The 25,515-nt window shown below is 69.3% G+C and carries 26 protein-coding genes; 17 read left to right on the top strand and 9 right to left on the bottom strand.

The window, feature by feature from the left end:
* Positions 1-118: 118 nt before the first annotated feature.
* The 7 genes from ACESMY_RS20810 to ACESMY_RS20780 all read left to right on the top strand — a co-directional run bounded on the left by ACESMY_RS20810 (position 119) and on the right by ACESMY_RS20780 (position 7,977).
* On the top strand, positions 119-496 hold the full coding sequence (locus ACESMY_RS20810) for a copper-binding protein (RefSeq protein ID WP_372786552.1): 378 nt from the start codon (positions 119-121) through the stop codon (positions 494-496).
* Between the two features lie 118 nt (positions 497-614).
* Positions 615-2,540, top strand: a complete 1,926-nt coding sequence (locus tag ACESMY_RS20805; RefSeq protein ID WP_372786543.1) for a PQQ-binding-like beta-propeller repeat protein — start codon at positions 615-617, stop codon at positions 2,538-2,540.
* 28 nt (positions 2,541-2,568) lie between these two features.
* Positions 2,569-3,105: a hypothetical protein gene (locus tag ACESMY_RS20800; protein ID WP_372786542.1), complete on the top strand. Its 537-nt coding sequence runs from the start codon at positions 2,569-2,571 to the stop codon at positions 3,103-3,105.
* 184 nt (positions 3,106-3,289) lie between these two features.
* Positions 3,290-5,038: a DEAD/DEAH box helicase gene (locus tag ACESMY_RS20795; RefSeq protein ID WP_372786541.1), complete on the top strand. Its 1,749-nt coding sequence runs from the start codon at positions 3,290-3,292 to the stop codon at positions 5,036-5,038.
* A gap of 85 nt (positions 5,039-5,123) precedes the next feature.
* Positions 5,124-6,215, top strand: coding sequence for a diguanylate cyclase (locus ACESMY_RS20790; RefSeq protein WP_372786540.1), 1,092 nt, complete (start codon positions 5,124-5,126; stop codon positions 6,213-6,215).
* A gap of 76 nt (positions 6,216-6,291) precedes the next feature.
* Positions 6,292-7,092 carry an enoyl-CoA hydratase/isomerase gene (locus tag ACESMY_RS20785; protein WP_372786539.1) on the top strand — a complete coding sequence of 267 codons (801 nt, stop codon included), beginning with the start codon at positions 6,292-6,294 and terminating at the stop codon, positions 7,090-7,092.
* A 24-nt stretch (positions 7,093-7,116) separates the two neighbouring features.
* Positions 7,117-7,977 (top strand): haloacid dehalogenase-like hydrolase, encoded by an 861-nt coding sequence (locus tag ACESMY_RS20780; protein WP_372786538.1) that lies wholly within the window; start codon positions 7,117-7,119, stop codon positions 7,975-7,977.
* A gap of 2 nt (positions 7,978-7,979) precedes the next feature.
* Here ACESMY_RS20780 and ACESMY_RS20775 read toward each other — a convergent pair whose 3' ends face one another.
* Positions 7,980-8,156: a hypothetical protein gene (locus tag ACESMY_RS20775; RefSeq protein ID WP_372786537.1), complete on the bottom strand. Its 177-nt coding sequence runs from the start codon at positions 8,154-8,156 to the stop codon at positions 7,980-7,982.
* A gap of 199 nt (positions 8,157-8,355) precedes the next feature.
* Between ACESMY_RS20775 and ACESMY_RS20770 the strand changes: the two genes are divergently transcribed.
* A complete protein-coding gene (locus tag ACESMY_RS20770) occupies positions 8,356-8,721 on the top strand; it encodes a response regulator (RefSeq protein WP_372786536.1) in 366 nt (121 codons plus the stop codon).
* 10 nt (positions 8,722-8,731) lie between these two features.
* Here ACESMY_RS20770 and gmk read toward each other — a convergent pair whose 3' ends face one another.
* The 7 genes from gmk to fabD form a co-directional block, all read right to left on the bottom strand.
* Complete coding sequence (gene gmk / locus ACESMY_RS20765) at positions 8,732-9,409, bottom strand: guanylate kinase (RefSeq protein ID WP_372786535.1); 678 nt, start codon at positions 9,407-9,409, stop codon at positions 8,732-8,734.
* Positions 9,399-10,280: a YicC/YloC family endoribonuclease gene (locus tag ACESMY_RS20760; RefSeq protein WP_372786534.1), complete on the bottom strand. Its 882-nt coding sequence runs from the start codon at positions 10,278-10,280 to the stop codon at positions 9,399-9,401. The genes gmk and ACESMY_RS20760 overlap by 11 nt, the downstream gene beginning before the upstream one ends.
* A complete protein-coding gene (gene mltG / locus ACESMY_RS20755; protein WP_372786533.1) occupies positions 10,277-11,314 on the bottom strand; it encodes an endolytic transglycosylase MltG in 1,038 nt (345 codons plus the stop codon). Before mltG ends, ACESMY_RS20760 begins: the two co-directional genes overlap by 4 nt.
* Positions 11,311-12,594 carry a beta-ketoacyl-ACP synthase II gene (gene fabF / locus ACESMY_RS20750; protein WP_372786532.1) on the bottom strand — a complete coding sequence of 428 codons (1,284 nt, stop codon included), beginning with the start codon at positions 12,592-12,594 and terminating at the stop codon, positions 11,311-11,313. The genes mltG and fabF overlap by 4 nt, the downstream gene beginning before the upstream one ends.
* A gap of 92 nt (positions 12,595-12,686) precedes the next feature.
* Positions 12,687-12,929 (bottom strand): acyl carrier protein, encoded by a 243-nt coding sequence (locus ACESMY_RS20745; RefSeq protein WP_309606033.1) that lies wholly within the window; start codon positions 12,927-12,929, stop codon positions 12,687-12,689.
* Positions 12,930-13,055: 126 nt separating this feature from the next.
* Positions 13,056-13,796: a 3-oxoacyl-[acyl-carrier-protein] reductase gene (fabG, locus tag ACESMY_RS20740; protein WP_372786531.1), complete on the bottom strand. Its 741-nt coding sequence runs from the start codon at positions 13,794-13,796 to the stop codon at positions 13,056-13,058.
* A gap of 9 nt (positions 13,797-13,805) precedes the next feature.
* Positions 13,806-14,750, bottom strand: a complete 945-nt coding sequence (gene fabD / locus ACESMY_RS20735; RefSeq protein ID WP_372786530.1) for an ACP S-malonyltransferase — start codon at positions 14,748-14,750, stop codon at positions 13,806-13,808.
* A 105-nt stretch (positions 14,751-14,855) separates the two neighbouring features.
* On the opposite strand from fabD, the gene ACESMY_RS20730 reads away from it, so the two are divergent.
* The 8 genes from ACESMY_RS20730 to alr all read left to right on the top strand — a co-directional run bounded on the left by ACESMY_RS20730 (position 14,856) and on the right by alr (position 23,400).
* Positions 14,856-15,941 carry a zinc-binding dehydrogenase gene (locus tag ACESMY_RS20730; protein ID WP_372786529.1) on the top strand — a complete coding sequence of 362 codons (1,086 nt, stop codon included), beginning with the start codon at positions 14,856-14,858 and terminating at the stop codon, positions 15,939-15,941.
* 108 nt (positions 15,942-16,049) lie between these two features.
* Positions 16,050-16,580 (top strand): peroxiredoxin, encoded by a 531-nt coding sequence (locus ACESMY_RS20725; RefSeq protein WP_372786528.1) that lies wholly within the window; start codon positions 16,050-16,052, stop codon positions 16,578-16,580.
* 205 nt (positions 16,581-16,785) lie between these two features.
* Positions 16,786-17,160, top strand: a complete 375-nt coding sequence (gene rpsF / locus ACESMY_RS20720) for a 30S ribosomal protein S6 (protein WP_372786527.1) — start codon at positions 16,786-16,788, stop codon at positions 17,158-17,160.
* Positions 17,160-17,438, top strand: coding sequence for a 30S ribosomal protein S18 (gene rpsR, locus ACESMY_RS20715; protein ID WP_372786526.1), 279 nt, complete (start codon positions 17,160-17,162; stop codon positions 17,436-17,438). Before rpsF ends, rpsR begins: the two co-directional genes overlap by 1 nt.
* Before the next feature lie 13 nt (positions 17,439-17,451).
* Complete coding sequence (gene rplI / locus ACESMY_RS20710) at positions 17,452-18,039, top strand: 50S ribosomal protein L9 (protein ID WP_372786525.1); 588 nt, start codon at positions 17,452-17,454, stop codon at positions 18,037-18,039.
* A gap of 166 nt (positions 18,040-18,205) precedes the next feature.
* On the top strand, positions 18,206-20,644 hold the full coding sequence (locus ACESMY_RS20705) for a TonB-dependent receptor plug domain-containing protein (protein WP_372786524.1): 2,439 nt from the start codon (positions 18,206-18,208) through the stop codon (positions 20,642-20,644).
* Positions 20,645-20,812: 168 nt separating this feature from the next.
* Positions 20,813-22,309: a replicative DNA helicase gene (locus ACESMY_RS20700; RefSeq protein WP_372786523.1), complete on the top strand. Its 1,497-nt coding sequence runs from the start codon at positions 20,813-20,815 to the stop codon at positions 22,307-22,309.
* 2 nt (positions 22,310-22,311) lie between these two features.
* The gene (alr, locus tag ACESMY_RS20695; RefSeq protein WP_372786522.1) at positions 22,312-23,400 is read left to right on the top strand and encodes an alanine racemase; all 1,089 of its coding nucleotides are present in this window, start codon (positions 22,312-22,314) and stop codon (positions 23,398-23,400) included.
* Here alr and ACESMY_RS20690 read toward each other — a convergent pair.
* Positions 23,397-24,584 carry a Yip1 family protein gene (locus ACESMY_RS20690; RefSeq protein WP_372786520.1) on the bottom strand — a complete coding sequence of 396 codons (1,188 nt, stop codon included), beginning with the start codon at positions 24,582-24,584 and terminating at the stop codon, positions 23,397-23,399. The two genes, alr and ACESMY_RS20690, sit on opposite strands and share 4 nt — an antisense overlap.
* A gap of 134 nt (positions 24,585-24,718) precedes the next feature.
* Here ACESMY_RS20690 and ACESMY_RS20685 point away from each other — a divergent pair.
* Positions 24,719-25,515 (top strand): ATPase domain-containing protein (locus tag ACESMY_RS20685; RefSeq protein ID WP_372786519.1); only part of this gene is annotated, 797 nt, incomplete at its 3' end.

Genomic DNA, 25,515 nt, shown 5'->3' with positions numbered 1-25,515 from the left:
CATCGCCGGTCGTGGCGGGGCGCTTTACTCACTGGCGGGTTTCAAGGATGAGATCGGATCGTTCCTGTCCCGCCTCATTTGCGCACCAACCCTGGCTGGAATGCTACCGACCGTGACCATGCTCAAACGAATCCTGCTGATCCTGCTGATCGCCCTGCTGGCGGCGCCGGCCGCGCTGGCCCAATCCGGCGGAGGTGGCGGCCACGGCGGCGGGGGCCGGTCGGGCCGCTCGGCCCCGGCGCCTGTGCCGGGCGAGGCGCCGAAACCCCGCGCCGCGCCCAACGGCCCGCCGGAGATCATCGGCGTGGTGAAGGCGATCGATCCGACCACCGGCCGCGTCACCATCGCCTACGAGGCCGTCGAGGCCCTGGGCTGGCCGGCCGGAAGCATGCCGTTCGCCGTCAGCAAGACGGCCCTGCTCGGCGCGGCGACGGTCGGCCAGAAGGTCCGCTTCAGGCTCGAGGACCAGCAGATCTCCGAGCTCAGACCCTTCTGAGCGGGTCGACCTCCGGTCCAAGCTGAAGGTGCGCCCTTGAGCGCGCCGCGACATCCCTGCAATCTGGGCGCAAGAACACGCCCGCAAGCTGGGCCAAAGCAAAAGAAGGTCCGGGGGAATGAAGGTCACATCGTCGCTGGCGGCGCTTGCCGCTCTTGCCTGGGCGCTCGCCCTGCCGCTCGCCGCCCACGCTCAGACGTCCGCCGGCGAGACGGTGTTCAACGCCCGCTGCAAGGCCTGCCACGAGCCGGCGGTCGACCGCGCGCCCAACCGCTCCACCCTCGCGGCGCTGCCGGCCAGCACGATTGTCGAGGCCCTGACCAACGGCGTGATGAAGCCGATGGCAGCCGGTCTCTCCGACGCCGACAAGCAGGCGGTCGCCGCCTACCTCACCGCCGCCGCGGCGCCGGCCCAGGTCGCCCAGGGCGGCCGCCCGACGCCCGCGCCGGTCGGCGTCGACGTGAAGTGCCAGGTCAATCCGCCGATCCGCGCCACCGGCTCCGACTGGACCAGCGTCGGCCTCGAGACCTCTCACCGCTACCAGGCCAATCCGGGCCTCACGGCCGCCGATGTGCCCAAGCTGAAGGTGAAGTGGGCGTTCGCCATGACCGGGGGCTCTATGCCGACGGTTATCGGCGACTGGCTGTTCATCGCCAATCGGTCGGGCAAGTTCTACGCGCTCGACCCGGCGACGGGCTGCGTGCGCTGGGTGGTCGAGAACGCGGTCTCGCGCACAACGCCGATGATCGTGAAGTCCGACGTTTCCCCCAGTGGCTGGCTCACCATGATCGGCGAGCGCAACCGCACGGTCCGCGCCTTCGACGCCCAGACCGGCGCGGAACTCTGGCGCTCGGCGCCGCTGCACGAAAACTCGATTGTCGGCATCACCGGCTCTCCGGTGGTCTCCGGCGGCCAGGTCTTTGTGCCCCTGACCTCGGGCGAAGAAGGCGCCGCGCGCCAGCCGACCTATGCCTGCTGCTACTTCCAGGGCGCGCTGGCCGCGCTGGACCTTAAGACCGGCAAGACCCTCTGGAACACCGTCATCCTGCCCGAGCCGCTGCGTCCGTCGCACAAGAACTCGGCCGGCGTCATGCAACAGGGCCCGGCCGGCGGAGCCATCTGGTCGGCGCCCACCGTCGACGCCAAGCGGAGCCTCGTCTACGTCGCGACCGGCGACAGCTATACCGACGTGGACACCAAGGGCGCCGACGCCATCGTCGCCATCGACACCAGGACCGGCAAGATCCGCTGGTCGAACCAGGTCACCGAGAAGGACAACTTCATCGTCGGCTGCACCGACGCGAAGAAGCCGGTGAACTGCCCAAGCCCCGATGGTCCCGACTACGACTTCGGCGCCTCGCCCATCCTCTTCAAACTGGCGAGCGGCAAGGACATGCTGCTCTCAGGCCAGAAGTCCGGCGTCGTCTATGGCATGGACCCCGACAGTGGGAAGCTGCTGTGGAGCCGCAAGGTCGGGGGCGGCTCGTCCCTGGGCGGCATCGAGTGGGGCATGGCGGCCGACCTGAAGCGGCTCTATGTGGCCAACGCCGACACCGTGAACCTCATCGACGAATATCTGCGCCCCATGGGCAAGTCCCCGGTCGCCGAGAAGGAGCCGCCGTCGAACCCGGGCCTGAGCGCCATCGACCCGGCCACGGGCAAGGTGCTGTGGCAGGTCCCGGCGCCCGTGGCGCCCTGCCACTACGCCGGCGAGCGCGCCCGCGACCGGGCCCAGGGCGCCTGCATCCGCGCCCAGTCGCAGGCCCCCTCGGTCATGCCGGGCGTGGTATTCTCCGGCACGATGGATGGCTGGTTCCGCGCCTATGACGCAGCCACCGGCAAGATCCTGTGGGCCAACTCCACGACCGACCGCACCTACGACACCGTCAACCAGGTGAAGGGCCAGCCGGGCGGCAGCCTGGACGGCCTGGGCGCCGCCATCGCCGGCGGCCGGGTATTCGTGATGAGCGGCTTCAACGGCGCGGCCAATACCGGCGGCAACGGGACCAACGTTCTCCTGGCCTTCTCGGTGGACGGCAAATAACGCCAGCGGCGAAACCGGAGGGGAATTCATGAGACCGAGCACAAACGTCGGCCGCCTGGGCCTCGCCGGAGCGCCGGCCCAGGCCCAGACCCGCGCGCCGATCCTGGTCCGCGCCGAGCAATGCCTGCGCCAGAACGTCGACCATGTGGTCGCCGCCGAGCATGACCTGCAATCGGCCGCCAGCTTCCTGGTGACCTATGCCTGCGCCGCGGAGGTGGCCGGCGCGGCGCGGTATCAGCGCAACACGGCCTACGTTCAGATGTTCAGTTCGATATTCAAGACCGTGGCCCTGGCGGCCGTGCCCGGAAAACCGCCGGCGGCCAATCCCCCCGCCGCCCCGCTCCCCGCCATGGACTTCAAGGCCTCGGTCGATCCCGAGACCGGCGAGATCGTGATCCCGCCCGCCGCGCCCGGCGCGCCGGCCAATCCGGTGGCCACCATGCTTCCCATGATGGGAAGCCTCTTCGGTCAGGTGGCGCCGGAGGCCGTGCCGGTCGACCTGCGCAAGCTGGCGGGCCAGCTGGTGCTGGCCGCGCAGGAGCGTCAGGCGGGCAAGGCGCACTGATCCGCGCCTGAGCGCAATGCGGGCAATATCCGGCGTCGGGAGCCGCAAGGCGCTCTGCGCGTTGACTTGCCGGTGGTCGCCCGTATGTTCCGGCGCGTGCGACGATCTCCGTCCGCGCCGCCGCGGTACGCCGGCCTAACCCCATATTTCGGGGATGGGCGGACCTCCGCCCCACTCGTAACGAATGACAGAATTTTCCGAACTTGGACTCTCGCCTGCCACGCTGCAGGCCGTCGCCGACACCGGCTACACCACCGCGACCCCCATCCAGGCCGAGGCTATCCCCTATGCCTTGCATGGGCGCGACGTGCTGGGCATCGCCCAGACCGGGACCGGTAAGACCGCCGCCTTCACCCTGCCGATGATCGACCGGCTGAAGGCCGGCCGTTCGAAGGCGCGGATGCCGCGCGCCCTGGTCATCGAGCCGACCCGCGAACTGGCCGATCAGGTCTCCGCCTCCTTCGAGAAGTACGCTAAGGGCCAGAAGCTCTCCTGGGCGCTGCTGATCGGCGGCGTGTCCTTCTCCGACCAGGAGCTGAAGCTCGACCGCGGCGTCGACGTGCTGATCGCGACGCCCGGCCGCCTGCTCGACCACTTCGAGCGCGGCAAGCTCCTGATGACCGGTGTGCAGATGCTGGTGGTCGACGAAGCCGACCGCATGCTGGACATGGGCTTCATCCCCGACCTCGAGCGCATCTTCAAACTGACGCCGGTCAAGAAGCAGACGCTGTTCTTCTCGGCGACCATGCCGCCGGAGATCACGCGGCTCACCAAGCAGTTCTTGAACGATCCGATCCGCATCGAGGCCTCGCGCCCGGCGACCACGGCCGAGACCATCACCCAGTACCTGGTGCGCATCCCGACGACCGACCAGAAGGCCAAGCGCACGGCGCTGCGGATGCTGATCGAGCGCGACGACGTGAAGAACGGCATCGTCTTCTGCAACCGCAAGTCCGAAGTCGACATCGTCGCCAAGTCGCTGAAGACCCACGGGATGGACGCCGCCCCGATCCACGGCGACCTCGACCAGCAGACGCGGATGCGCACGCTGGAGAGCTTCCGCAACGGCTCGCTGAAGCTCCTGGTCGCCTCCGACGTCGCGGCCCGCGGGCTCGACATCCCCGACGTCAGCCACGTGTTCAACTTCGACGTCCCGCACCACGCGGACGACTACGTCCACCGCATCGGGCGCACCGGCCGGGCCGGTAAGCTCGGGCAGACGTTCATGATCACCACGCCGGCCGACACCCGTAATCTCGACAAGGTGCTGAAGCTGATCGGCAAGGCGCCCGAGGAGATCGTGCTCGATCTCGACTGGGCGAACATCAAGGACGAGCCGCGCAACGCCCGTGGCGGCGAGCGCGGCCGCGGCGGCGCGCGCGGAGGCTCTTCGTCCTCGTCAAGCCGTGACCGCGACCGCCGCCCGCGCCCCGTGCCGGTTCACGGCGAGGTCGCCGCCATGGCGCCTTTCGATCCTGCCACCGCTCCGCCCGCCGCCGAGCGCGCGCCACGCCCTGAACGGCCGGCGCGCGCCGAAAGCCCGGTTCGCGCCGAGCCTTCGGACCGCCCCGAGCGGACCGAACGGCCTCCGGAACGCACCGGCCGCACCCGTGGCCGCCGCGGCGGCGGCGGCGAACCTCGCCCCGCGCCGGAGGCCGCACCCACCGCCCCGGCGCCGGCGACCGCTCGTGAACCGGAACGGCCGCCCCGCGATCGGTCGGACCGCGACCGCCAGGACCGCAACCGTCCGCCCCGCGCCGCGCAGGATCGGGCGCAGCAGGACCGGCCCCGCCAGGATCGCGGGCCGCCCGAACGCCATCCGCCCGAACGCCATTCGCGCGGGCGTGACGACGGCGACGATGGCGTGGTCGGCTTCGGCCGCGACGTCCCGGCCTTCCTCTCCAAGCCGCCCCCGCCACGGTCCGAGGACTGACCGCTCCACAACGGCGTTCTCCGCGCCTTAACCCCGCGTTTGGTGTTCCAGCCTTAGATTCCCTCCCCACGTAGAGGCAGGCCGCATGGCGCGGTCAGCCTGCTGGGAAGACAACACCATGCCCCGGGACATCCAAGCCTCGCTGCGCAGCCCCAAGGGCTACGAGGTGGCGCGCCACGCGCTCGACCTCATGCAGGCGCATCAGGTCTGGCCGACCGTCCGCAACTTCGAGCTCTGGGTGAACTACGTCGGCGAGGGCGCGAGCCCGCTCGCCGCGGAGATCGACCGCCTGCTGGCGGCCGGCGAAGCGATCACCGAGAGCCTCGGCGAGGCGCTGGCCGCCCAGTACCTGCCCGAGGCCCGCCTGAACGGCGACATCCTCGAGGCCGGCGACGCCCTGTCCAAGGAATTGCAGTCGGTCACCGCCGCGATCGAGAGCGCACAGCGGTCGAGCGAAGAATACGGCCAGGAACTGGCCACCGCCTCCGAACGTCTGGGCAGCGAGCACGCCGGGCCGGTGAAGGCCGTCGTCGAAGGCCTGACCAACGCCACCCGCAAGGTGCAGGGCGAGAACGCGGTGCTGGAGAGCCAGCTCGCCGAAACCACCGCCGAACTCGGCCGCCTGCGCGAGAGCCTCGACCAGGTCCGCCGCGACGCCATGACCGACGGCCTGACCAACCTCACCAACCGCAAGGCCTTCGACGAGCGCCTCGAGCAGATCTGCGAGCGGGCCGACGCCGAGGGCGAGGCGGTCACCCTGGCGATTATCGACATCGACCACTTCAAGAACTTCAACGACGCCTGGGGTCACCAGATCGGCGATCAGGTGCTGCGCTATGTGGCCAGCGTCATCGGCCGCCTGGGCGCGACCCCGCGGGTCGCCGCCCGCTACGGCGGCGAGGAATTCGCCATCATCTTCCCGGCCGAGAGCGGACGCACCGCCATGGCCGTGCTCGAAGAAATCCGCACCGAGGTCTCGTCGCGCGCGCTCAAGCGCCGCTCCACCAACGAGGACCTGGGCGCCATCACCGTCTCGGCGGGCTACGCCGAGCGCCTGGCCGGCGAAAGCACCATGAACCTGGTGGAACGGGCCGACGCGGCGCTCTACGCCTCCAAGCACGCCGGCCGCAACCGCACCACCGCCGCCACCCCGGTCGCCGCCGTCGCCGCAGCCTGAGCGTTTCCCGCTAGGCTGACGCCGGGTATGCTTCCGTAAGTTGAACCCTCAGAGTTCGACAAACGGAGGATAGGCCATGGACGGCGCCGCCACGCCCGCGAAGGTCAGGACCGAGGTCCAGGGCCGCATCGGGATCATCACCCTCAACGATCCGGCGACGCTCAACGCGGCCGGCATCGAGCTTATGGACGGCCTGACGGCGGCCTTCGACGGTTTCGTCGCCAACCCCGACGTGCGCGCCATCGTGCTCACCGGAGAAGGCCGCGGCTTCTGCTCCGGCGCCAATCTCTCCGCGGGCGGTTCGCGGATCACCGAGAACCCCAATGGCCCGAACCAGGCGCTGCTGAAGGTCTACAACCCCTTCGTCAGCGCGGTGCGCAAGTCGCCCAAGCCGCTGGTGGCGGCGGTGAACGGCGTGGCCGCCGGCGTCGGCGCTTCGCTGGCGCTGGTCTGCGACCTTATCGTGGCGGCCGAGAGCGCCTATTTCCTGCAGGCCTTCCGCCGCATCGGCCTCGTCCCGGACGGCGGGGCGACCTACCTCCTGCCGCGGCTGGTCGGCAAGGTGCGCGCCATGGAACTCACCCTGCTGGGCGAGAAGCTCCCGGCCAGGACCGCGCTCGAATGGGGGATGATCAACCGCTGCGTCCCCGACGCCGAGCTGATGCCGACGGCCATGGCGCTCGCCACCCAGCTGGCCGACGGCCCGATCTCGCTGGGCTATACCCGCAACCTGATCTGGGCCTCGATGGACGCGGCCTGGCACGACCAGGTCGAGCAGGAGGCCTATGTGCAGGGCGACGCGGCCCGCACTGAGGACGCCCGCGAAGGCATCATGGCCTTCGTCCAGAAGCGGCCGGCGGCGTTCAAGGGCCGCTGAAGGCGTTCCCGCTAGGACTGACGCATGACCTTCGAGCGGCCCCGGGTGGTCTTCGCCTACGACTTCGACGGCACGCTCGCGCCCGGCAACATGCAGGAGCACGCCTTCATCCCCGACGAGCTGGGGATGAGCCACCAGGACTTCTGGGAGGAGACCAAGGCGCTCGCCAAGGCGCAGCGCGGCGACCCGATCCTCGCCTACATGCACCTGATGCTGGAGAAGGCTCGCGCGCGGAACGTCGAACTGACGCTCGCAAGCTGGCGCCGGCGCGGCGCGGACCTGCCGCTCTTTCCCGGGGTTACGGACTGGTTCGACCGCCAGAACGCCCGGGCGGCCGAACTCGAACTCGACCTGAACCACTTCATCATCTCGTCCGGTAACCGCGAGCTGATCGAGGGTTCGCCCATCGCCGGCCACTTCAAGCGGATCTACGCCTCGGCCTTCATGTTCGACGCGGCCGGCGACGCGATCGGCCCGGCGCTGGCGGTCAACTACACGTCCAAGACCCAGTACCTCTTCCGGATCAACAAATGGACGCTGGAGGAATGGGACGAGGTGGCGATCAACAAGGTGCTGGCCAAGGACGAGCGGCCGGTTCCTTTCGACCGCATCGCCTTCTTCGGCGACGGCCTGACCGACATCCCAACCATGCGCCTGGTGACCGATCAGGGCGGCGCGGCGGTGGCGGTCTACAACCCCGCCAGCCCCAAGAGCATGGCCGCGGCGCGGGAGCTGCGCGACGACGGCCGGGCCCACATGGCGGGCCCCGCCGACTACACCGAAGGCTCGCCCCTGGACCAGCTCGCTCAAGCCCTGCTCGCCGAGATGGCCGCCCGCGCCCACGCCCGCAATCTGGTCCAGTGGCCGGAAACGCCCGGCGCGTGAGGTCAATGCCCGCGCATCACCAACACCGCCGCGACGAAGGCGAGCGCGAGCAGGACGATCACCACGCCCGCCGCTCGCAGCGCGAGCTTCAAAAGACCAAGCTGCAGCGCCCATTGCGGCCACGGTCCGTGGACCACGCGGTATTCCGCATCGACGTCGGGCGGGCGCTCAGGGTCCATGCGCCATGATGGCCCCCGGCGCCGCTCAAGTCATCGTCGGCGGCGCGCGAACCCCGCTCATGGAGGGTCAAATCACTGGTGACGCTTGTTTATTTCATTGCGAAACCCGTCTGCGACGTGACAATGGACAGGTTGTCGCAGCCCGGCCCGACCCTTCCCGCACATTTCACCTGACCCTTTGCCGCATGACAGTTGCTTTATGATCTCGCCCCAAGCCGCCAAGCACGCGCTCATCATCGAAGATGAGATGCTCATCGCGCTGGAGGTCGAAAGCCTGTTGCGCGACCTCGGTTTCGCGACCTGCGATATCGTCGACAACCCGGATGACGCGGTGAAGAGCGCGATGGCGCACAAGCCGGACCTGATGACCGCCGATATCCGCATCGTGGGCGGCACCGGCATCGAGGCCGTGGCGGCGATCACCGACAAGCTGGGACCGATCCCCCACGTCTACGTCACCGGCAATCCCGACATGCTGTCTGGCATGACCGCCGCCCCGATCGTGGACAAGCCGCTGACGCTCCGCGCGCTCGCCGACGCCTGCCAGCGCGCCTGCGCGGCCTAAGAGCGGCGCCCTACTCCTCGCCGAGCCCCTGGACGAACTCCGGCAGCCAGGGATTGCGGCCGGGCTTCATCCGCTCGGCGCGGTAGATGTGGATCAGGTCGGCGTAGGCGCGGTCGAAGTCCTTGTTGACGATCACATAGTCGTACTCGCCCCAGTGGGCGATCTCGCGCTTCCCCAGCGCCAGGCGCTGGTCGATGATCTCTGTCGAGTCCTGCGCCCGGGCGTGCAGCCGCCGCGCCAGGTCCGACCAGGATGGCGGCAGGACGAAGACCCGTACGCTGTCGTCGGGGGCCTTCTCGGCCACCTGGCACGCGCCCTGCCAGTCGATGTCGAAGAGCACGTCTTTGCCGGCCTCCATGGTCGCGACCACCGGGGCCCTGGGCGTGCCGTAGAGGTTTCCGTTGACCTCCGCCCACTCGAAGAGCTCGCCCGCCGCGATCATCGCCTCGAACGCCGCGCGGCTCTTGAAATAGTACTCGCGGCCCTCTTCCTCGCCGGGCCGCGGCGCGCGGGTGGTGGCCGAGATGGACAGGATCAGGTCCGAATAGTCGGCGGCCAGGCGCCGCGACAGCGAGGTCTTGCCGGCCCCGGCCGGGCTGGAGACCAGCAGCAGCAGGCCCCGGCGGACGGTCTCCCAGGGCTTGGCGTGGTCGTCCGCCACCACGGCCGTCCGCACGTCATTCGACATTCTGCACCTGCTCGCGGAACTGCTCGATGGTGGCTTTGAGGTCCAGGCCCACGGAGGTCAAGGCGCCCGACGCCGACTTCGAACACAGGGTGTTGGCCTCACGCATGAATTCCTGGGTCAGGAAGTCGAGCTTGCGGCCGACACCGCCCTCGGCGGCGAGCAGACCCCGGGCGGCGTCAACGTGGCCGCGCAGCCGGTCGAGCTCCTCCTGCACGTCGGCCTTCACCGCCATGGCGGCGGCCTCCTGCAGGATGCGCTCCTCCGTGGCCGCTTCGCCCGCGAGTTCAGTCAGGCGTTTCTCGAAGCGGGCCTTGATGATCACCGGCTGGCCGCCGGCCAGCGCCGAGGCCTTGCCGGTCAACTCGCCGATCCGTGCGACCAGCCCGTCCAGCACGCCCTCCAACGCCCGCCCCTCCTCGGCGCGGCCGGCCGCCAGTCCGTCGAGCGCCGCGGTGATCGAAGCGCCCATGGCGGCCTCGATCTCAGCCTGGGTCTCCGGATCCTCGATGGCGTCCGCCGCCTCGATCACACCGCGCAGCGCCAGGAGACCGTCGAGGCTCGGCGGCGAGGCCTGGCCGGAGGCGACGTAGGGCGCGCCCGCCGCCAGATAGCGCTCCAGTTGCTCGAGATTGAGCCGGACCGCGCCCGCGCCCTCGCTGCGCTTGGCCTGCAGGCCGACAGTGAGCTGACCGCGCTGGAACCGGGCCTGCGCCCCATCCCGCGCCGCCCGCTCCAGGCCCTCGAACCCCGGCGGCCCGCGGAACCGAACCTCGAGGTTGCGCCCGTTCACCGAGCGCGCCTCCGCCGCCCAGCTCCAGGCGCCGAGCGCACCCTCGGCCCGGCCAAATCCCGTCATGCCGGAGATCGTCACTTTCCACCCCCCGCCGCGCGCGCACGCTCGATCGCCCGCCACCTGGCCACATTCGCCGCGTGCTGCTCATAGGTCGAGGCGAAGACGTGACCGCCGGTCCCGTCGGCCACAAAGAAGAGTTCGTCGGACTTCGGCGGATTGAGCACGGCGGCCAGCGCCGCGCGCCCCGGATTGGCGATCGGCGTCGGCGGCAGGCCGGCGATCCGATAGGTGTTGTAGGGCGTGGCCGTCACGAGCTCCTTCATGGTGATCCCGCGCCCCAGCGGCCGGCCCTTGGTGATGCCGTAGATGATGGTGGGGTCGCTCTCCAACTTGACGCCCGCCCGCAGGCGGTTTTCGAACACCGCGGCGATCCGCGGCCGTTCGGCGGGAACACCCGTCTCCTTCTCCACCAGCGAGGCGAGGATAACGGCCTGCTCGGGGGTCTGCAGCGGCACGTCGGGCGCACGGCCCGCCCAGAGCTCGGCCAGCAGCTTGTCGCGCGCGGCCCGCATCTTCTGCACCACCTCGGCCCGGTCTTCGCCGCGCTGGACCTGGTAGCTGTCGGGCAGGATCGAGCCTTCCGGCGGCGCCTCCACCACACCGGTCAGCACCGGCGCAGCCCGCACGGCGTCCGTCGCCATGTCGCTGGTCCAGCCCTCCGGCACCGCCACGAAGTGCTTCACCATCTTGCCCTGTTCGATGTCGGACAGCACCTGGGCCATGGGCTGGCCGCTGCGGAACTCATATTCCCCGGCCTTCAGATGGCGCGCCGCGCCCCCCAGCTTGGCGGCCAGCAGGAAGATCTCCCGCGAGCCGATGACGTCGGCCGCCTTCAGGTCGCGGGCGATCTCGCCGACGCTGGCGCCGCGCGGCAGGATGACGGTGGTCACGGCGCCCTGGCGCGCGGCCGGACCTGGCCCGCGATAGGTCCAGACCACCCAGCCACCCGCCACGATCGCGAAGACAAAGAGCGCGAGAAGCACCCGGCCGGCCATCCGGAGCGGCCCCTGGTCCGTGCGGACCGGCCGTCGCCAGCGGGGCCGTGGGCTCACGGGACCTTCTTGAACACCACGGAGGCGTTGGTCCCGCCAAACCCGAAGGAGTTGGAGAGCGCGACGTTGATCTCCATGGGCTTGGCCTTGTTGGGAACCAGGTCGATCGGGGTCTCGATCGAGGGGTTGTCGAGGTTGATGGTCGGAGGCGCGATCTGGTCGCGGATCGCCAGCACCGAGAAGGCCGCCTCGATGGCCCCCGCGGCGCCCAGGAGATGCCCGGTGGCCGACTTGGTCGAACTCATCGTCGCCCGGGCGGCGTTGTTGCCCAGGAGGCGCTGGACGGCGCCCAGTTCGATCTCGTCGCCGAGCGGCGTCGAGGTGCCGTGGGCGTTGATGTAGTCGACATCGCCCATCTCCACGCCGGCGTCCTTCAGCGCCGCCTTCATGGCGCGGAACCCGCCGTCGCCGTCCTCGGCCGGGGCGGTGATGTGATAGGCGTCGCCCGCCAGGCCATAGCCCGCGACCTCGGCGTAGATCTTCGCGCCGCGCGCCTTGGCGTGCTCGTACTCCTCGAGCATCAAGACACCCGCGCCCTCACCCATGACGAAGCCATCGCGGTCCTTGTCGTAGGGGCGGCTGGCCTTCTGCGGCGTGTCGTTGAAGCCGGTCGACATGGCCCGCGCGGCGATGAAGCCCGCCATGCCCACGGGGCAGATCGCCGCCTCGGCGCCGCCGGCCAGCATGAGGTCGGCGTCGCCGTACTTGATCAGCCGGGCCGCGTCGCCGATGGCGTGGGCGCCGGTGGCGCAGGCGGTGACCACGGCGTGGTTGGGGCCCTTGTAGCCATGACGGATCGAGACCTGGCCGCTCGCCAGGTTTATCAGGGCCGAGGGGATGAAGAACGGGCTCACCCGCCGGGGACCCTTCTCGTGCAGTTCGATCGAGGTCCGCTCGATGGTGGCGAGACCGCCGATGCCGGAGCCGATCATCACCCCGGTGCGCTCGCGGTCTTCCTCGGTCTGCGGCTCCCAGCCGGAGTCCTTCACGGCCTCGTCGGCCGCGGCGATCGCGTAAAGGATGAAATCGTCGACCCGGCGCTGGTCTCGGGTCGAGAGCGTCTGGTCGGGGTCGAACGAGCCCGGCACATCGGCCCCCCCGCCGCCGCGCCCATCGACGCGCGGCACCTCGCCAGCCACTTGGCACCCATAGTCGGCGGGATCGAAGGTCGTGACCCGACCGATGCCCGACTTGCCGGCCAGGATGGCCGCCCAGGTGAGTTCAGTCCCCTGACCCAGGGGGGTGATCAGGCCGATACCGGTGACGACGACTCGACGCATGCCAGTCCTCAAACGGTCCTCAAAGGAAGACCGCCGAGGCCAGGGTGGGGCCCTGACCCGGCGGTCCGAAAACCTTAAGCCGAATCAGTCGCTTAGGCAGCGCCCAAACGCTCAGCGATGAACTTCACGGCATCGCCAACGGTCTGGATGTGCTCAGCGGCGTCGTCCGGGATTTCGATGTCGAATTCTTCCTCGAAGGCCATGACCAGCTCGACGTTGTCGAGGCTGTCGGCGCCCAGGTCGTCGATGAAGCTGGCCTTCTCGGTCACCTTCTCCGGATCGGCGTCCAGGTGCTCGATGACAATCTTGCGGACGCGTTCTAGGACGTCGGACATTAGGTAGGTCCCTCTCGAAGTTCATACTTTGCATCGGCGAGCCGGGCCGTGAAGTCAATAAGAACGGCCAGGCTCAGCCAAAGTCGTTGGCGCGTTAGCATGTTCCCATATGGGAAGGCGAGGCCTTCAGATCATCGCCATGCCGCCGTTGACGTGCAGGGTCTGGCCCGTCACGTAGGCCGCCTCCTCGCTGGCCAGGTAGACGCAGGCCGCCGCGACGTCCGCGCCCGATCCCAATCGCCCGGTCGGGATGGTCGTCAGGATCTGCGCCTTCTGCGCCTCGGTCAGCGCGTCGGTCATCGGGCTTTCGATGAAGCCGGGCGCCACGCAGTTGACGGTGATTCCCCGGGTGGCGACCTCCTGGCCGAGCGCCTTTGAGAAGCCGATCATCCCGGCCTTCGAGGCGGCGTAGTTCGCCTGCCCCGGGTTGCCGGTGACGCCCACCACCGAGGTGATGCCGATGATCCGCCCGTTGCGGCGGCGCATCATGCCCTTCACCGCCGCGCGGCTGAGCCGGAAATAGCTCTCCAGATTGACCTTCAGCACCTCGGCCCAGTCGTCGTCCTTCATCCGCAGCAGCAGGCCGTCCTTGGTGATGCCGGCGTTGGCCACCAGGATGTCGACGGGCGCGCCGGCGGCGGCCTCCGCCGCCTCGACCAGGCCGTCGACCGCCGCGGGATCGGAGAGATTCGCCGGGACAGCGGATGTGCGGCTCCCCAATTCGGTGGCGAGTCCCTGAAGCACCGCCTCGCGGGTCCCAGAAAGGACGACATGCGCGCCCTGGGCGTGGAAAGCGCGGGCGATGGCCGCCCCGATGCCACCGGTCGCCCCGGTGACCAGCGCGGTCTTGCCTGTGAGATCGAACATGGGCGTCCCTTAGAGGCTCTTGGCGAAGGCTTCGAGGTCGGCTGGCGCGTTCAACGGCACGGCCTCGGCGTCGGGGGCGATTCGCTTGGCCATGCCGGACAGGACCTTGCCGGCGCCGGCTTCGGCGAATCGGGTCACGCCGCCCTCGCCGGCCAGCCACAGCATGCTTTCGCGCCAGCGGACCCGGCCGGTGACCTGCTCCACCAGCATCCGACGGATCGCTTCCGGGTCGAGGGTCGGCTGGGCCGAGACATTGGCCACCAGCGGCGCGCGCGGCGCCAGGATCGTGGCTCCGGCGAGGGCTGCGGCCATCTCGTCGGCCGCCGGTTGCATCAAAGGACAGTGGAAGGGCGCCGAGACGTTCAGCAGGATGGCGCGGGCGCCGAGTTCCTTGGCCTTCTCGATGGCCAGGTCGACGGCCGCTTTCGAGCCGGAGATCACCACATTGCCTGCATTGTTGTCGTTGGCGACGACGCAGACGCCCACCGCCGATCCGGCGGCGGCGGCTTCCTCGGCCAGGGCCACGTTGCTCTTCGGCCCGATGAGGGAGGCCATGGCCCCCTCGCCCACCGGGACCGCCCGCTGCATGGCCTGGCCGCGCAGCTTGAGGAGGCGCGCGGTGTCGGCGAGGCTGATCGCACCCGCCGCGGCCAGGGCGGAATATTCCCCAAGGCTGTGGCCGGCGACAAAGGCCGCCCTGTCGACGCTCACGCCGAAGTCCTTTTGCAGCGTGCGCATCACCGCCAGGCTCACCGCCATCAACGCCGGCTGGGCGTTTTCGGTCAGGGTGAGCTGATCTTCCGGCCCATCGCGCATCAATTTCGAGAGCTTCTGGCCGAGCGCGTCGTCCACCTCCTGGAAGACCTCGCGCGCCGCGCCGAAGGCGTCGGCCAGGTCTGAGCCCATGCCCACGGCCTGGCTGCCCTGGCCGGGAAAAAGGAAGGCGAGGCTCACAGGACAACTTTCATGGGGTTGGCTCCGGGCTCTATCGATTCCGAGCGGCGAGGGTTACGGAATTAGCCAAGGCGCGGCAAGGCGCGACGGGATCGGGAGACGACCATGCGGGCTGTGGTTCGACGCAACAAGCAGCTGGTGTGCGACGAGATCGGCGAGCTGGCGCCGACCGAGGGCCAGGTGCTGGTCAAGACGCTGGCCTGCGGCATCTGCGGTTCCGACCTGCACGCGCTGCACCACATGGAGCACATGATCGAACTCGGCCGCCGCGGCGGCGGCGGCGGGATGGACAACGGCTTCGATCCCAGCGCCGACACCGTCTTCGGCCATGAATTCTGCGCCGAGATCCTCGACCACGGCCCCGGCTCCGCCAAGACGATGAAAGCTGGGACGCGGGTGGTGAGCGTGCCGGCGACGATGACCGCCGGCGGGGTCGAGCTGCTGGGCTTCTCCAACCGCCTGCCCGGCGGCTTCGCCGAGCGGATGCTGCTCAGCGAAGCCCTGGTGCTCGAGGTGCCGAACGGCCTCGAGACCGAGCACGCCGCCCTGACCGAGCCTTTCGCCGTCGGCCTGCACGCCGTGGCCAAGGCGCGGCTGGACGCCAACTCGGTCTGTCTGGTGGTTGGCTGCGGACCCGTAGGCCTGGCGGTGATCGCCGCGCTGAAGGCCGAGGGCCACGGGCCGGTCATCGCCGCCGACTTCTCGCCCCGCCGCCGCGCCGCCGCGGAGAAGCTGGGCGCGGATGTGGTCATCGACCCGGCGACGGAGTCGCCGCACGACCGCTGGGAGGCCCTGGGGGTGCCCAAGGCGCGCGGCGCGCAGCAGATGATGCGCATGATGGGCGGCAGCTTCGGCCGGCCGGTGGTGTTCGAGTGTGTCGGCGCGCCCGGCGTGCTGCAGGGCCTGATCGAGGCCGCGCCCGCCGGCGCCCAGATCGTGGTGGCTGGGGTCTGCATGGAGACCGACCGCATCGAACCCTCGATCGCCATCACCAAGGAGGTCGAGCTGACCTTCGTCTTCGGCTACACCCCCGAGGAGTTCGCCGGAACGCTTCGCAACATCTCCGAGGGTCTGATCGACGTCTCCGGTCTGGTGACCTCCCGGGTCGGACTGGACGGCGTGGCCGGGGCTTTCGTGGCGCTCGGCGATCCGGAAGCCCAGGTCAAAATCCTGGTCGAACCGGGCCTTTGAGAACTTGACGATGTAAACAACGAACGGCGTTTCAGCTCTGCGAAGACAAGCCCCGCCTTCGGGTGTAGAGCGGCCTCCGGCTCTTCAAGAACCTAGGGGATGAACGCCATGAAACGTCTCGCCGTGCTCGCCGCTCTGGCCGCCGCGCTCGCCACCTCGGCGGCCGCTGAACTGAAGGCCGGCGCCAAGGCGCCCGACTTCACCGCCCCGGCCTATCTGGCCGGCCAGCCCTTCACCTACAAGCTTGCCGACGCCCTGAAGAAGGGCCCGGTGGTGGTCTACTTCTTCCCCGCCGCCCACACCCAGGGCTGCAACGTCGAAGCCCATCTGTTCTCCGACGCGATCGACCAGTTCAAGGCCGCGCACGCCACGGTCATAGGCGTCACCGCCGGCAAGGTCGACGAACTGGCCGCCTTCTCCAGCGAGACGGAACACTGCGGCGGCAAGTTCCCGGTCGCCGCCGATCCGGGCGCCAAGATCGCCAAGCAATACGACGCCATCCTGGCCCAGAAGCCCGACTGGTCGAGCCGCACCTCCTACGTGATCGCCAAGAACGGCGACATCGTTCACGTCTATTCGAACCTCAATCCCAACGACCACGTCACCGAGACGCTGAACGCCGTGAAGGCGCTCAAGTAAACGGCTGACGCCGCCCAAGGCCGCGGAAGCCGGCAATCGCTTGCTTCGGCGGCCTTTTTCCCCTATCAGCCCGCCTCTTCACGGAGAGCGGTCTCTCGCGGAACACCAAAGGGTCGGGACCATCCCGGCCGCCGTCAGAGATCCATCGCGTCCGGCGGGCCTTCCGCCGCCTGACGCGCCGCCCTCCCAATGGAAGAAGGAACCTATGGCGCTCTACGAGCACGTCGTCATTTCGCGGCAGGATATTTCGCCGCAACAGGCTGAAGCCCTCAACGACACCATGAAGGCGCTCATCGAGGCCGGCGGCGGGACCGTCGCCAAGATCGAGTACTGGGGTCTTCGCAACCTGACCTACCGGATCAAGAAGAACCGCAAGGGCCATTACTCCCTGCTGGCCATCGACGCCCCGGCGCCGGCCGTGCAGGAAATGGAACGCCAGCTCTCCATCAACGAAGACGTCCTGCGGTACCTGACCGTGCGCGTCGAAGAACTGGAGCTGGAGCTCTCCCCGATCCTCGCCCGCCGCGATCGCGACCGCGAACGCCGCGATGACTTCCCGGCCAAGGAAGGAGCCTTCTGATGACCGACGAAACCACCATCGACGCCCCGGCTCCCGGTGGCGCTGCGGGCGGCGCCCGCCGTCCGTTCTTCCGTCGCCGCAAGGTGTGCCCGTTCTCCGGCGCCAACGCGCCGAAGATCGACTACAAGGACGTGAAGCTGCTGCAGCGCTACGTCTCCGAGCGCGGCAAGATCGTGCCCTCGCGGATCACCGCGGTGTCGGCCAAGAAGCAGCGTGAACTCGCCAAGGCGATCAAGCGCGCCCGCTTCCTGGCCCTCCTCCCCTACGTCGTGAAGTAAGGGAGCCAGGCACATGAAAGTCATTCTGCTCGAACGCGTGGAAGGCAAGGGCGCCCTCGGCGACGTGGTCAACGTCAAGGACGGCTACGCCCGCAACTTCCTGCTGCCCCGCGCCAAGGCGCTGCGCGCCAACAACGCCAACCTGAAGGTCTTCGAAGGCCAGCGCGCGGAGATCGAAGCCCGCAACGCCAAGGCCAAGGAAGCCGCCGGCGGCGCCGGCGAAAAGCTGGACGGGACCTCCTACATCCTGATCCGCCAGGCCGGCGAAAGCGGCCAGCTCTACGGCTCCGTGGCCGGCCGCGACGTGGCCGACGCGGTCAACGCCGGGGGCGGCACGAAGGTCGACCGCGCGATGGTTGTCCTCGACAAGCCGATCAAGACGCTGGGCATGCACGAGGTGAAGGTCCGCCTGCACCCCGAAGTGACCGTCACCGTCACGCTCAACATCGCCCGCTCGCAGGACGAGGCCGAGCGCCAGGCGCGCGGCGAAAACGTGATCGACTCGCAGTTCGAGGAAGATCGCATCGCCGACGAACAAGCCCAGGCGGACCTCCTCGAGGGCGGCGCGGGTTCGCAGGACACCGGCTACGGCGAAAGCTGAGATTGCCGAATTACGACAGCAGAGGCGCGGAACCCCGGTTCCGCGCCTTTTGCATGTCTTGTTGTAAAAAAGTCATAACATCCGTGGACGGCGCAGCCTAGCTTATCAGCGATAAGGGTTGTCGACCGCCTCGCCCCTCGCGCCGAGGCCGTTCCAGGGGATATCCATGAAATCGCGTATCATTCTTTTCGCCGCGGCCTCGGCTGCGACTCTGCTCGCCACGGGCGCCATGGCCCAGACCAAGGCGGCCACGACCGCGGCTGCGGCCGCAGCCCCGGTCGACGTCCAGGAGCTGGTGGTCACCGGCAGCCGGGCCGAGCCCCGCTCACGGCTGGAGTCGCTGGCCCCGGTCGACGTGGTGACCGCCAAGTCGCTGCAGAAGCAGGGCACGACGGAACTGGCCAGCGCACTCGCCGCGACCGTGCCCTCCATCGACTTCCCGCGTCCGTCCAACACCGACGGCACCGACTCGGTCCGCCCCGCCACCCTGCGCGGCCAGGGCCCCGACCAGACCCTGGTGCTGATCAACGGCGTGCGCGCCCACACCTCGGCGCTGGTGAACCTCAACGGCTCGGTGGGCCGCGGCTCGGCCGCCGTCGACCTCAATACCATCCCCGAGATCGCCATCGATCGCATCGAGGTGCTGCGTGACGGCGCCTCGGCGCTTTACGGCTCCGACGCCATCGCCGGCGTGATCAACATCGGCCTGCGCCAGGCCGACCACGGCGGCGGCGCCTCGGTGACCTACGGCGAGCACGTCACCCACATCAACTTCTTCAACGCCGGCTCGAAGGACATCACCGACGGCGGCGCGACCACCGTCCAGGGCTGGCAGGGCTTCAAGCTGGGCGCCGACGGCTACCTGACGGTGTCGGCGGAATACCGCGACCAGGACCACACCAACCGCAGCGACGTCGACCCGCGCTTCACGCCGGCCAAGGTGCGCTCGCGGTCCGGCGACGGCGACGTCGAGGAAAAGACCATCTACTTCAACGCCGGCAAGCCGTTGGGCGGCGGCTGGGAAGCCTCGGCCTGGGGCGGCGGCCAGCAGCGTCACTCCGAGACCGCGGCCACCTACCGGGCCCCGAACGACGCCACCCAGAACATCCCCTCGGTGTTCCCCGACGGCTACCTGCCGCTGATCAACACCCATTCCGACGACTTCAGCATCGGCGGGGCCCTGAAGGGCGAGATCGCCGGCTGGAAGTCCAGCTTCAGCCTCGACTACGGCTGGAACCGCCTGAAATACGGTGTGGAGCACACCCTCAACCCGTCGCTCGGCCCGACCTCGCCGCATTCGTTCTACGCCGGCCAGATGACCTACGACCAGACGGTCGGAAACGCCGATTTCAGCCGTGACTTCGACGTGGGCCTGGCCGGGCCGCTGAACGTCGCCTTCGGCCTTGAGGCCCGCGACGAACAGTTCAAGATCGGAGCCGGCGATCCGGGCTCCTATGCGCGCGGAACCGTGGCCCCGACGCTCTCCTTCGGCTCGCGCGGCTTCACCGGCTTCACGCCGGAGAACGTCGTCGACAAGAGCCGCACCAATGTCGGCGCCTACCTGGCGCTGGAGGGCAAGCTCACCGACCGGTTCACCGGCTCGGCGGCGGTGCGTCAGGAGCACTATTCCGACTTCGGCGACAACACCTCCGGCAAGGTCTCCGGCCGCTTTGAAGTGACCCCTTCGCTGGCCTTCCGCGGGTCGGCGGAGAGCGGCTTCCGGGCGCCGGGCCTGCAGCAGCAGTACTTCACCTCGACGGCGATCCTGTTCATCAACGGCGTCCCGTTCGACACCGGCACCTTCCCGTCGGTGAGCCCGATCGGCAAGGCGCTGGGCGGCAAACCGCTGGAACCCGAGAAGTCGAAGAACTATGCCTTCGGCGCGGTCTTCCACCAAGGCAACCTGGAGGTCACGATCGACGGCTATGAGATCGACGTCGACAACCGCATCGTGCTCTCCGAAACCCTGACCGGCAGCGCAACCGCGGCGCCTGGCACCAACGCCCGGGTGATCTTCGACCTGCTGCAGCCCTTCGGCGCCTCGGCGGCCCGCTTCTTCCTGAACGGCGTCGACACCCGCACCAAGGGCGTGGACTACGTCATCCACTACCGCCTGCCGACCGACGATCTCGGCAACTTCGATCTGACGGCGGCCGCCAACACCAACAACTTCCGCGTCACCAAGACGCCGGTGACCCAGCAGTCGATCCTGCCGACCCCGGTGTCGCTGTTCGCGCGGCAAGCGGTCCTGCGCTTCACGGATGGCACGCCGAAGTGGAAGGTCACGCTGCAGAGCGACTGGGAGAAGGACAACTGGGGCGCGACGCTCCGGTCGACCTTCTACGGCGATGTGCTGTCGCCCGGCACGCTCGCCGACGGCAGCGCCGACGTGCACACCGGCAAGCGCAGCGTCTGGGATCTGGAAGGCCGCTATACCTTCCCGCACCAGGTGACCCTCGCGGTGGGCGCCGACAACATCCTCGACGCCTATCCGCGGCAGATCGCGCCGGCGCTGAACACGACGGGCGCCGGGCCCTTCACCTCGTTCTCGCCGTTCGGCTTCAACGGCCGCTTCGTCTATGGCCGCCTGAGCGTCAACTGGTAGCCTGACGCCGCGTCGCGAGACGCAAACGGATTGGGCGGGCTGGATCTCCAGCCCGCCTTTTTCGTGGGCGGGCTGCAACGGCTCACCTGTCCACAGCCTCACTCTATTGTGTGGACGAGACACGATGTCCCGGTGAACCCGGGTGAGGCCTTAGGCTATCGGTAACCCATGGCCCTCGTTCCCGCTCTCGATCTCCGCCCGGTCTCCAACGACGTGGCGATCCCGCATGCCCCGGCCAACGTCGAGGCCGAACAGGCGCTGTTGGGCGCGCTGCTCTACGACAACGCGGCCTTCGAGCGGATCGGCGACTACCTGCAGGCGCGGCACTTCTTCGAGCCCTTCCACCAGCGCCTGTTCGCCTCGATCGAGGGCAATATCCGCAAGGGCCAGCTGGCCGAGCCGATCCTCCTGGCCGAGCAGTTCTCCCGCGACGTGGGTTTCGAAGAGCTGGGCGGCGTCCGCTACCTCGCCGACCTCGTCGACCGCGCCCCGCCGGCGGCCAATGCGCCGGACTATGCGCGGGCCATCTATGACCTGGCGCTGCGACGCGACCTGATCCGCATCGGCGGCGACATCTCCACCCTGGCCGCCCAGGGCGACGCAGAGGTCTCCGCCCGCGACCAGATCGAGCAGGCCGAACAGCAGCTCTACAGCCTGGCCGAGACCGGCGGCGTCTCCTCGGGCTTCGTCACCTTCGCCGACGCCCTGCACGGCGCGGTGACCATGGCCGCCGAGGCGCACAGCCGCGACGGGGGCCTGGCCGGGCTCTCCACCGGCCTGATCGACCTCGACTCCAAGATCGGCGGCCTGCACCCCTCCGACCTGGTGATCCTCGCCGCCCGCCCCTCGATGGGGAAGTCGTCGCTGGCCTGCAACATCGCCTTCGACGTGGCCCGCAACTACGCCTGGGAGCCGCAGCCCGACGGGTCGAAGAAGACGGTGCGCGGCGGGGTCGTGGCCTTCTTCTCCCTGGAAATGGCCGCCGAGCAGCTGGCCATGCGCCTGCTGGCCGAGGCCTCCGGCGTCTCCGGCGACCGGTTGCGCAAGGGCGAGATCGACGCCTCCGAGTTCGGCCGGGTGCGCGACGCCGCCCTCGAGATCCAGGAGGCGCCGCTCTACATCGACGCCACCGGCGGCATCAGCATGGCCAAGCTCGCGGCCCGGGCGCGGCGCCTGAAGCGGATGGTCGGCCTCGACCTCCTGATCGTCGACTACCTGCAGCTGATCACCGGCGGCGACGGCATGGGACGCAACGACAACCGCGTCCAGGAAGTCAGCATGATCACCCAGAGCCTGAAGTCTCTGGCCAAGGAACTCTCGATCCCGGTGCTGGCGCTGGCCCAGCTCAGCCGCCAGGTGGAGAACCGCGAAGACAAGAAGCCGCAGCTCTCCGACCTGCGGGAATCCGGCTCCATCGAGCAGGACGCCGACATGGTGATGTTCATCTACCGCGAGGCCTACTACCTGAGCCGCCTGGAACCGCGCGAGGGCTCCGAAGAGCACTTCAAGTGGCAGGAGAGCATGGACCAGGTCCGCGGCCTGGCCGAGATCATCATCGGCAAACAGCGCCACGGTCCGATCGGCAACGTGAAGCTCTCCTACAACGAGGACCTGACCAAGTTCGGCAACCTCGCCCGCGACGCCAACCGCTACGACCCGCACTGAGGATGCCGTCCGGCGCGCGCCTGACGATCGACCTGGATGCGCTCGCCCGGAACTACGCGGTGCTCCGCGCCGAGGCGGCGGGCGCCGAGGTCGCGCCGGTGCTGAAATCCGACGGCTATGGTCTCGGCGCGGCGCCGATCGCGCGGCGGCTGTGGGCGGAGGGCGCGCGCAGCTTCTTCGTCGCCCGCCTCGCCGAAGGCGAAGCCCTGCGCGCGGCGCTGTCGCCGGAGCGGCCGGCGGCCGTCTATGTGCTCGACGGCCTGGGCGACGGCGAGGCGGCGCGGCTGGTGGCGGCCGGGCTCACGCCGGTGCTCGCAAGCCTCCAGCAGATCGCGGCGGCCGCGGCCCACGCCGCGACCGCCGGGCGACCGCTGCCGGTCGCGATCGGCGTCGACACCGGCATGAACCGGCAGGGCCTGACCGTCGAGGAGGCGCGTGCCGTCGTGCAGTCTACCGACCGTCTGCGCGGCCTCGATATTGGGCTGGTCATGAGCCACCTCGGCTCGGCCGCGGAACCTGAAAACCCGCGCAATAGGAGTCAGTTGTCGCGGTTTCTTGAGGTTCGCGCCCTGTTTCCGGCCGCCCGCGCCAGCCTCGCGGCGTCGGCTGGGATCTTCCTCGGCGCCGACTATCGGTTCGACCAGGTGCGGCCCGGGATCAGCCTGTTCGGCGGCGGCCCTCGGGAGCGCCCGGACGGTCGTCTGAACGCCGTCGCCTCGCTAACCGCCCCGATCCTCGATGTCCGCAACCTGAACCCGGGCGATCTCCTGGGCTATGGCGACAGCGTCCGCGTCACCAAGCCCACCCGCGTGGCCGTGGTGGCGACGGGCTATTCCGACGGGATCATCCGCGCGGCCAAGGCCGGCGGCCACGCCTGGCTCGCCGGCGCGCCCCGACCCATTTTGATCGTCAACATGGACATCCTGGTGATCGAGATCGGCGAGGCCGAGGCGGCGGTTGGCGACCCAGTCGAGCTGCTCGGCGCCAAGGCCCAGCTCGACGACCTCGCCGCCGCCGCCGGCACGGTCGCCCACGAAGTGCTCGTGCGGCTGAGCCGGCGGGCGGAACGGGTCTACCTCGGCGAGGTCTAGCTCTTCGCCAGGCCTTCGAGCTTGCCGGGACCGATCGACTGCACGGCGGCCTTCAAGTCGTCGATGGAGACGTTGTCGCCGGTGGCGGAGATCATGAACCGGTCGCCGGCCATGACGCTGTATTCGCCGTGGTGCGAGCTGCGGTCATAGCTCTCCGTGGTCATCCGCCCGTCGACCCGGCCGACCTTCTCGTAGCCGGTGGCGGTCTCCTTGGAGCCCTTGACGTTGAAGGCGCCCGCCATGCCGGCCATCGCGCCGGCCGCGCCCATGTCGGTGACCGCCAGGCGGAAGTTGGCGTCGCCCTTGGTGTAGGTCCCCTCGGCGTTCGAGCCCTGGATGCCGCCGACCCCGCCGCCCGAGGCGCTGACCTCGGTGCGCGCATAGCCCGCGACATTGGCCGGCAGATAGGCTTTCAGCACCTCCGGATCGGTCGCCGGAACGGCCTTGCCGGACTGCATCTGCTCGGCGGCCGCCTGAGCGCGCTTCGACGCGGCCTCCAGGTCGCCGAGATTGACGCTGCCGCCGGGCACATTCACCACCGCGCGGCTCGTCACCGAGCTGCTGGCGACGCTCAGCGGTCCGCCGATCCGCGAGATGCTCGAGGTGATCGCGCCGATCACGACGCCCACGACGACGGCCACCACCAGCACCACGGCGAAATAGGGCGTGGCCTTGTCCTGCGGGGCCTTCATCAGTTTCGGCAGGCCGACGTAGAGCAGGTAGAGGCTGTAGAGACCGCCGAGGATGGCCAGGATCCCGATCTGCGGCAGCAGGCCGAACACGCCGGCGATCCAGGAGGCCGTCGGCGCATAGGCCGCGATCTTGAAGGCCTGCATCCGGTCCTTGGTCCCGCCGAAGCTGGGGGCCAGCGCCTCGATGATCAGCGCCAGGACATAGACCATGGCCAGGCTCAGCGCGTAGCTGACGATGGCTTGGCAGATCAGCCACACCGGCGAGGGCCGGAACGAAATGCCGAAGATGCCGCCGATCCCGAAGACCAGCATGCCGATCAGGTTGCAGACCGCCGGGATCGCCGCCAGCGGGATGACATAGCTGCGGTAGAGGCCGCCGATCGTCGCGGCCTCGCCGTCGATGACGTCCCAGGTCGCCGCGGGCGCGATCAGGATGTTTTTGACACGTTCGATAAGGCTCGACCCCGCCGAACCCGGTTCCACTACGCTCATTTCCCAGCCCCCAATTGAATCCAGCGTTATCCAAACTAACTCAAGCACACAGGACGGCAAGCGGCCGCACAGACGCCGGACGCGGCGGTCGGCTAGACTGCGTCCCACACCGAATCAGGAGTTCAACCGACGCCATGGCCCGCGACGGCGCCGTCTACGCCTGCCAGTCCTGCGGGGCCGTCCAGACCAAGTGGGCGGGCCAGTGCCCGGCGTGCGGCGCGTGGAACACCCTGGTCGAGGAACTGCAGGCCCGCCCGCCGGGCGCCATGGCGCCCTCCAAGGCGAGCCGCGCCCGCGGCCTGGCCTTCGAGGGCCTGGAGGACGAGACCCCTGCCCCGCCGCGCGTCTCCACCGGCGTCGACGAGTTCGACCGGGTTTGCGGCGGCGGGGTCGTGCCGGGCTCGGCGATCCTGCTGGGCGGCGACCCGGGCGTAGGCAAATCCACCCTGCTGCTGCAGGTCGCCGCGGAAGCCGCCCGCCGGGGCGCCCGCTGCGCTTACATCTCCGGCGAGGAGGCCGTCGAGCAGGTGCGCAGCCGCGCCCAGCGCATGGGCCTGGGCGACGCGCCGGTGAAGCTGGCGGCGGAGACCTCTCTGCGCGCCATCACCGACGGCCTGAAGCGCGAGGCCTTCGACCTGGTGGTGATCGACTCGATCCAGACCCTGTGGAGCGACGCCCATGAGGCGGGGCCCGGCTCGGTCACCCAGGTGCGGGCCGCCGCTGGTGAGCTTGTGCGCCTGGCCAAGTCGCGCGGCGTCGCTATCATCCTGGTGGGCCACGTCACCAAGGAAGGGACCATCGCCGGCCCCCGGGTGATCGAGCACATGGTCGACGCGGTGCTCTCCTTCGAGGGCGAGCGCGGCTACCCGTTCCGCATCCTGCGCGGCGCCAAGAACCGCTTCGGCGCCACCGACGAGATCGGCGTCTTCGA

Source organism: Phenylobacterium sp. (assembly GCF_041691455.1).
Lineage (GTDB): Bacteria > Pseudomonadota > Alphaproteobacteria > Caulobacterales > Caulobacteraceae > Phenylobacterium.
Note: the sequence above shows the minus strand (reverse complement) of the source record. Positions and strands in the feature narration are given on the sequence as shown.

Excerpts from the sequence above, each read along its gene's own strand:
- ACESMY_RS20810 (WP_372786552.1), top strand. The coding sequence starts at position 119 with ATGCTCAAACGAATCCTGCTGATCCTGCTGATCGCCCTGCTGGCGGCG.
- ACESMY_RS20805 (WP_372786543.1), top strand. The coding sequence starts at position 615 with ATGAAGGTCACATCGTCGCTGGCGGCGCTTGCCGCTCTTGCCTGGGCG.
- ACESMY_RS20800 (WP_372786542.1), top strand. The coding sequence starts at position 2,569 with ATGAGACCGAGCACAAACGTCGGCCGCCTGGGCCTCGCCGGAGCGCCG.
- ACESMY_RS20795 (WP_372786541.1), top strand. The coding sequence starts at position 3,290 with ATGACAGAATTTTCCGAACTTGGACTCTCGCCTGCCACGCTGCAGGCC.
- ACESMY_RS20790 (WP_372786540.1), top strand. The coding sequence starts at position 5,124 with ATGGCGCGGTCAGCCTGCTGGGAAGACAACACCATGCCCCGGGACATC.
- ACESMY_RS20785 (WP_372786539.1), top strand. The coding sequence starts at position 6,292 with ATGGACGGCGCCGCCACGCCCGCGAAGGTCAGGACCGAGGTCCAGGGC.
- ACESMY_RS20780 (WP_372786538.1), top strand. The coding sequence starts at position 7,117 with ATGACCTTCGAGCGGCCCCGGGTGGTCTTCGCCTACGACTTCGACGGC.
- ACESMY_RS20775 (WP_372786537.1), bottom strand. The coding sequence starts at position 8,156 with ATGGACCCTGAGCGCCCGCCCGACGTCGATGCGGAATACCGCGTGGTC.
- ACESMY_RS20770 (WP_372786536.1), top strand. The coding sequence starts at position 8,356 with ATGATCTCGCCCCAAGCCGCCAAGCACGCGCTCATCATCGAAGATGAG.
- gmk (WP_372786535.1), bottom strand. The coding sequence starts at position 9,409 with ATGTCGAATGACGTGCGGACGGCCGTGGTGGCGGACGACCACGCCAAG.
- fabF (WP_372786532.1), bottom strand. The coding sequence starts at position 12,594 with ATGCGTCGAGTCGTCGTCACCGGTATCGGCCTGATCACCCCCCTGGGT.
- ACESMY_RS20745 (WP_309606033.1), bottom strand. The coding sequence starts at position 12,929 with ATGTCCGACGTCCTAGAACGCGTCCGCAAGATTGTCATCGAGCACCTG.
- fabG (WP_372786531.1), bottom strand. The coding sequence starts at position 13,796 with ATGTTCGATCTCACAGGCAAGACCGCGCTGGTCACCGGGGCGACCGGT.
- ACESMY_RS20730 (WP_372786529.1), top strand. The coding sequence starts at position 14,856 with ATGCGGGCTGTGGTTCGACGCAACAAGCAGCTGGTGTGCGACGAGATC.
- ACESMY_RS20725 (WP_372786528.1), top strand. The coding sequence starts at position 16,050 with ATGAAACGTCTCGCCGTGCTCGCCGCTCTGGCCGCCGCGCTCGCCACC.
- rpsF (WP_372786527.1), top strand. The coding sequence starts at position 16,786 with ATGGCGCTCTACGAGCACGTCGTCATTTCGCGGCAGGATATTTCGCCG.
- rpsR (WP_372786526.1), top strand. The coding sequence starts at position 17,160 with ATGACCGACGAAACCACCATCGACGCCCCGGCTCCCGGTGGCGCTGCG.
- rplI (WP_372786525.1), top strand. The coding sequence starts at position 17,452 with ATGAAAGTCATTCTGCTCGAACGCGTGGAAGGCAAGGGCGCCCTCGGC.
- ACESMY_RS20705 (WP_372786524.1), top strand. The coding sequence starts at position 18,206 with ATGAAATCGCGTATCATTCTTTTCGCCGCGGCCTCGGCTGCGACTCTG.
- ACESMY_RS20700 (WP_372786523.1), top strand. The coding sequence starts at position 20,813 with ATGGCCCTCGTTCCCGCTCTCGATCTCCGCCCGGTCTCCAACGACGTG.
- alr (WP_372786522.1), top strand. The coding sequence starts at position 22,312 with ATGCCGTCCGGCGCGCGCCTGACGATCGACCTGGATGCGCTCGCCCGG.
- ACESMY_RS20690 (WP_372786520.1), bottom strand. The coding sequence starts at position 24,584 with ATGAGCGTAGTGGAACCGGGTTCGGCGGGGTCGAGCCTTATCGAACGT.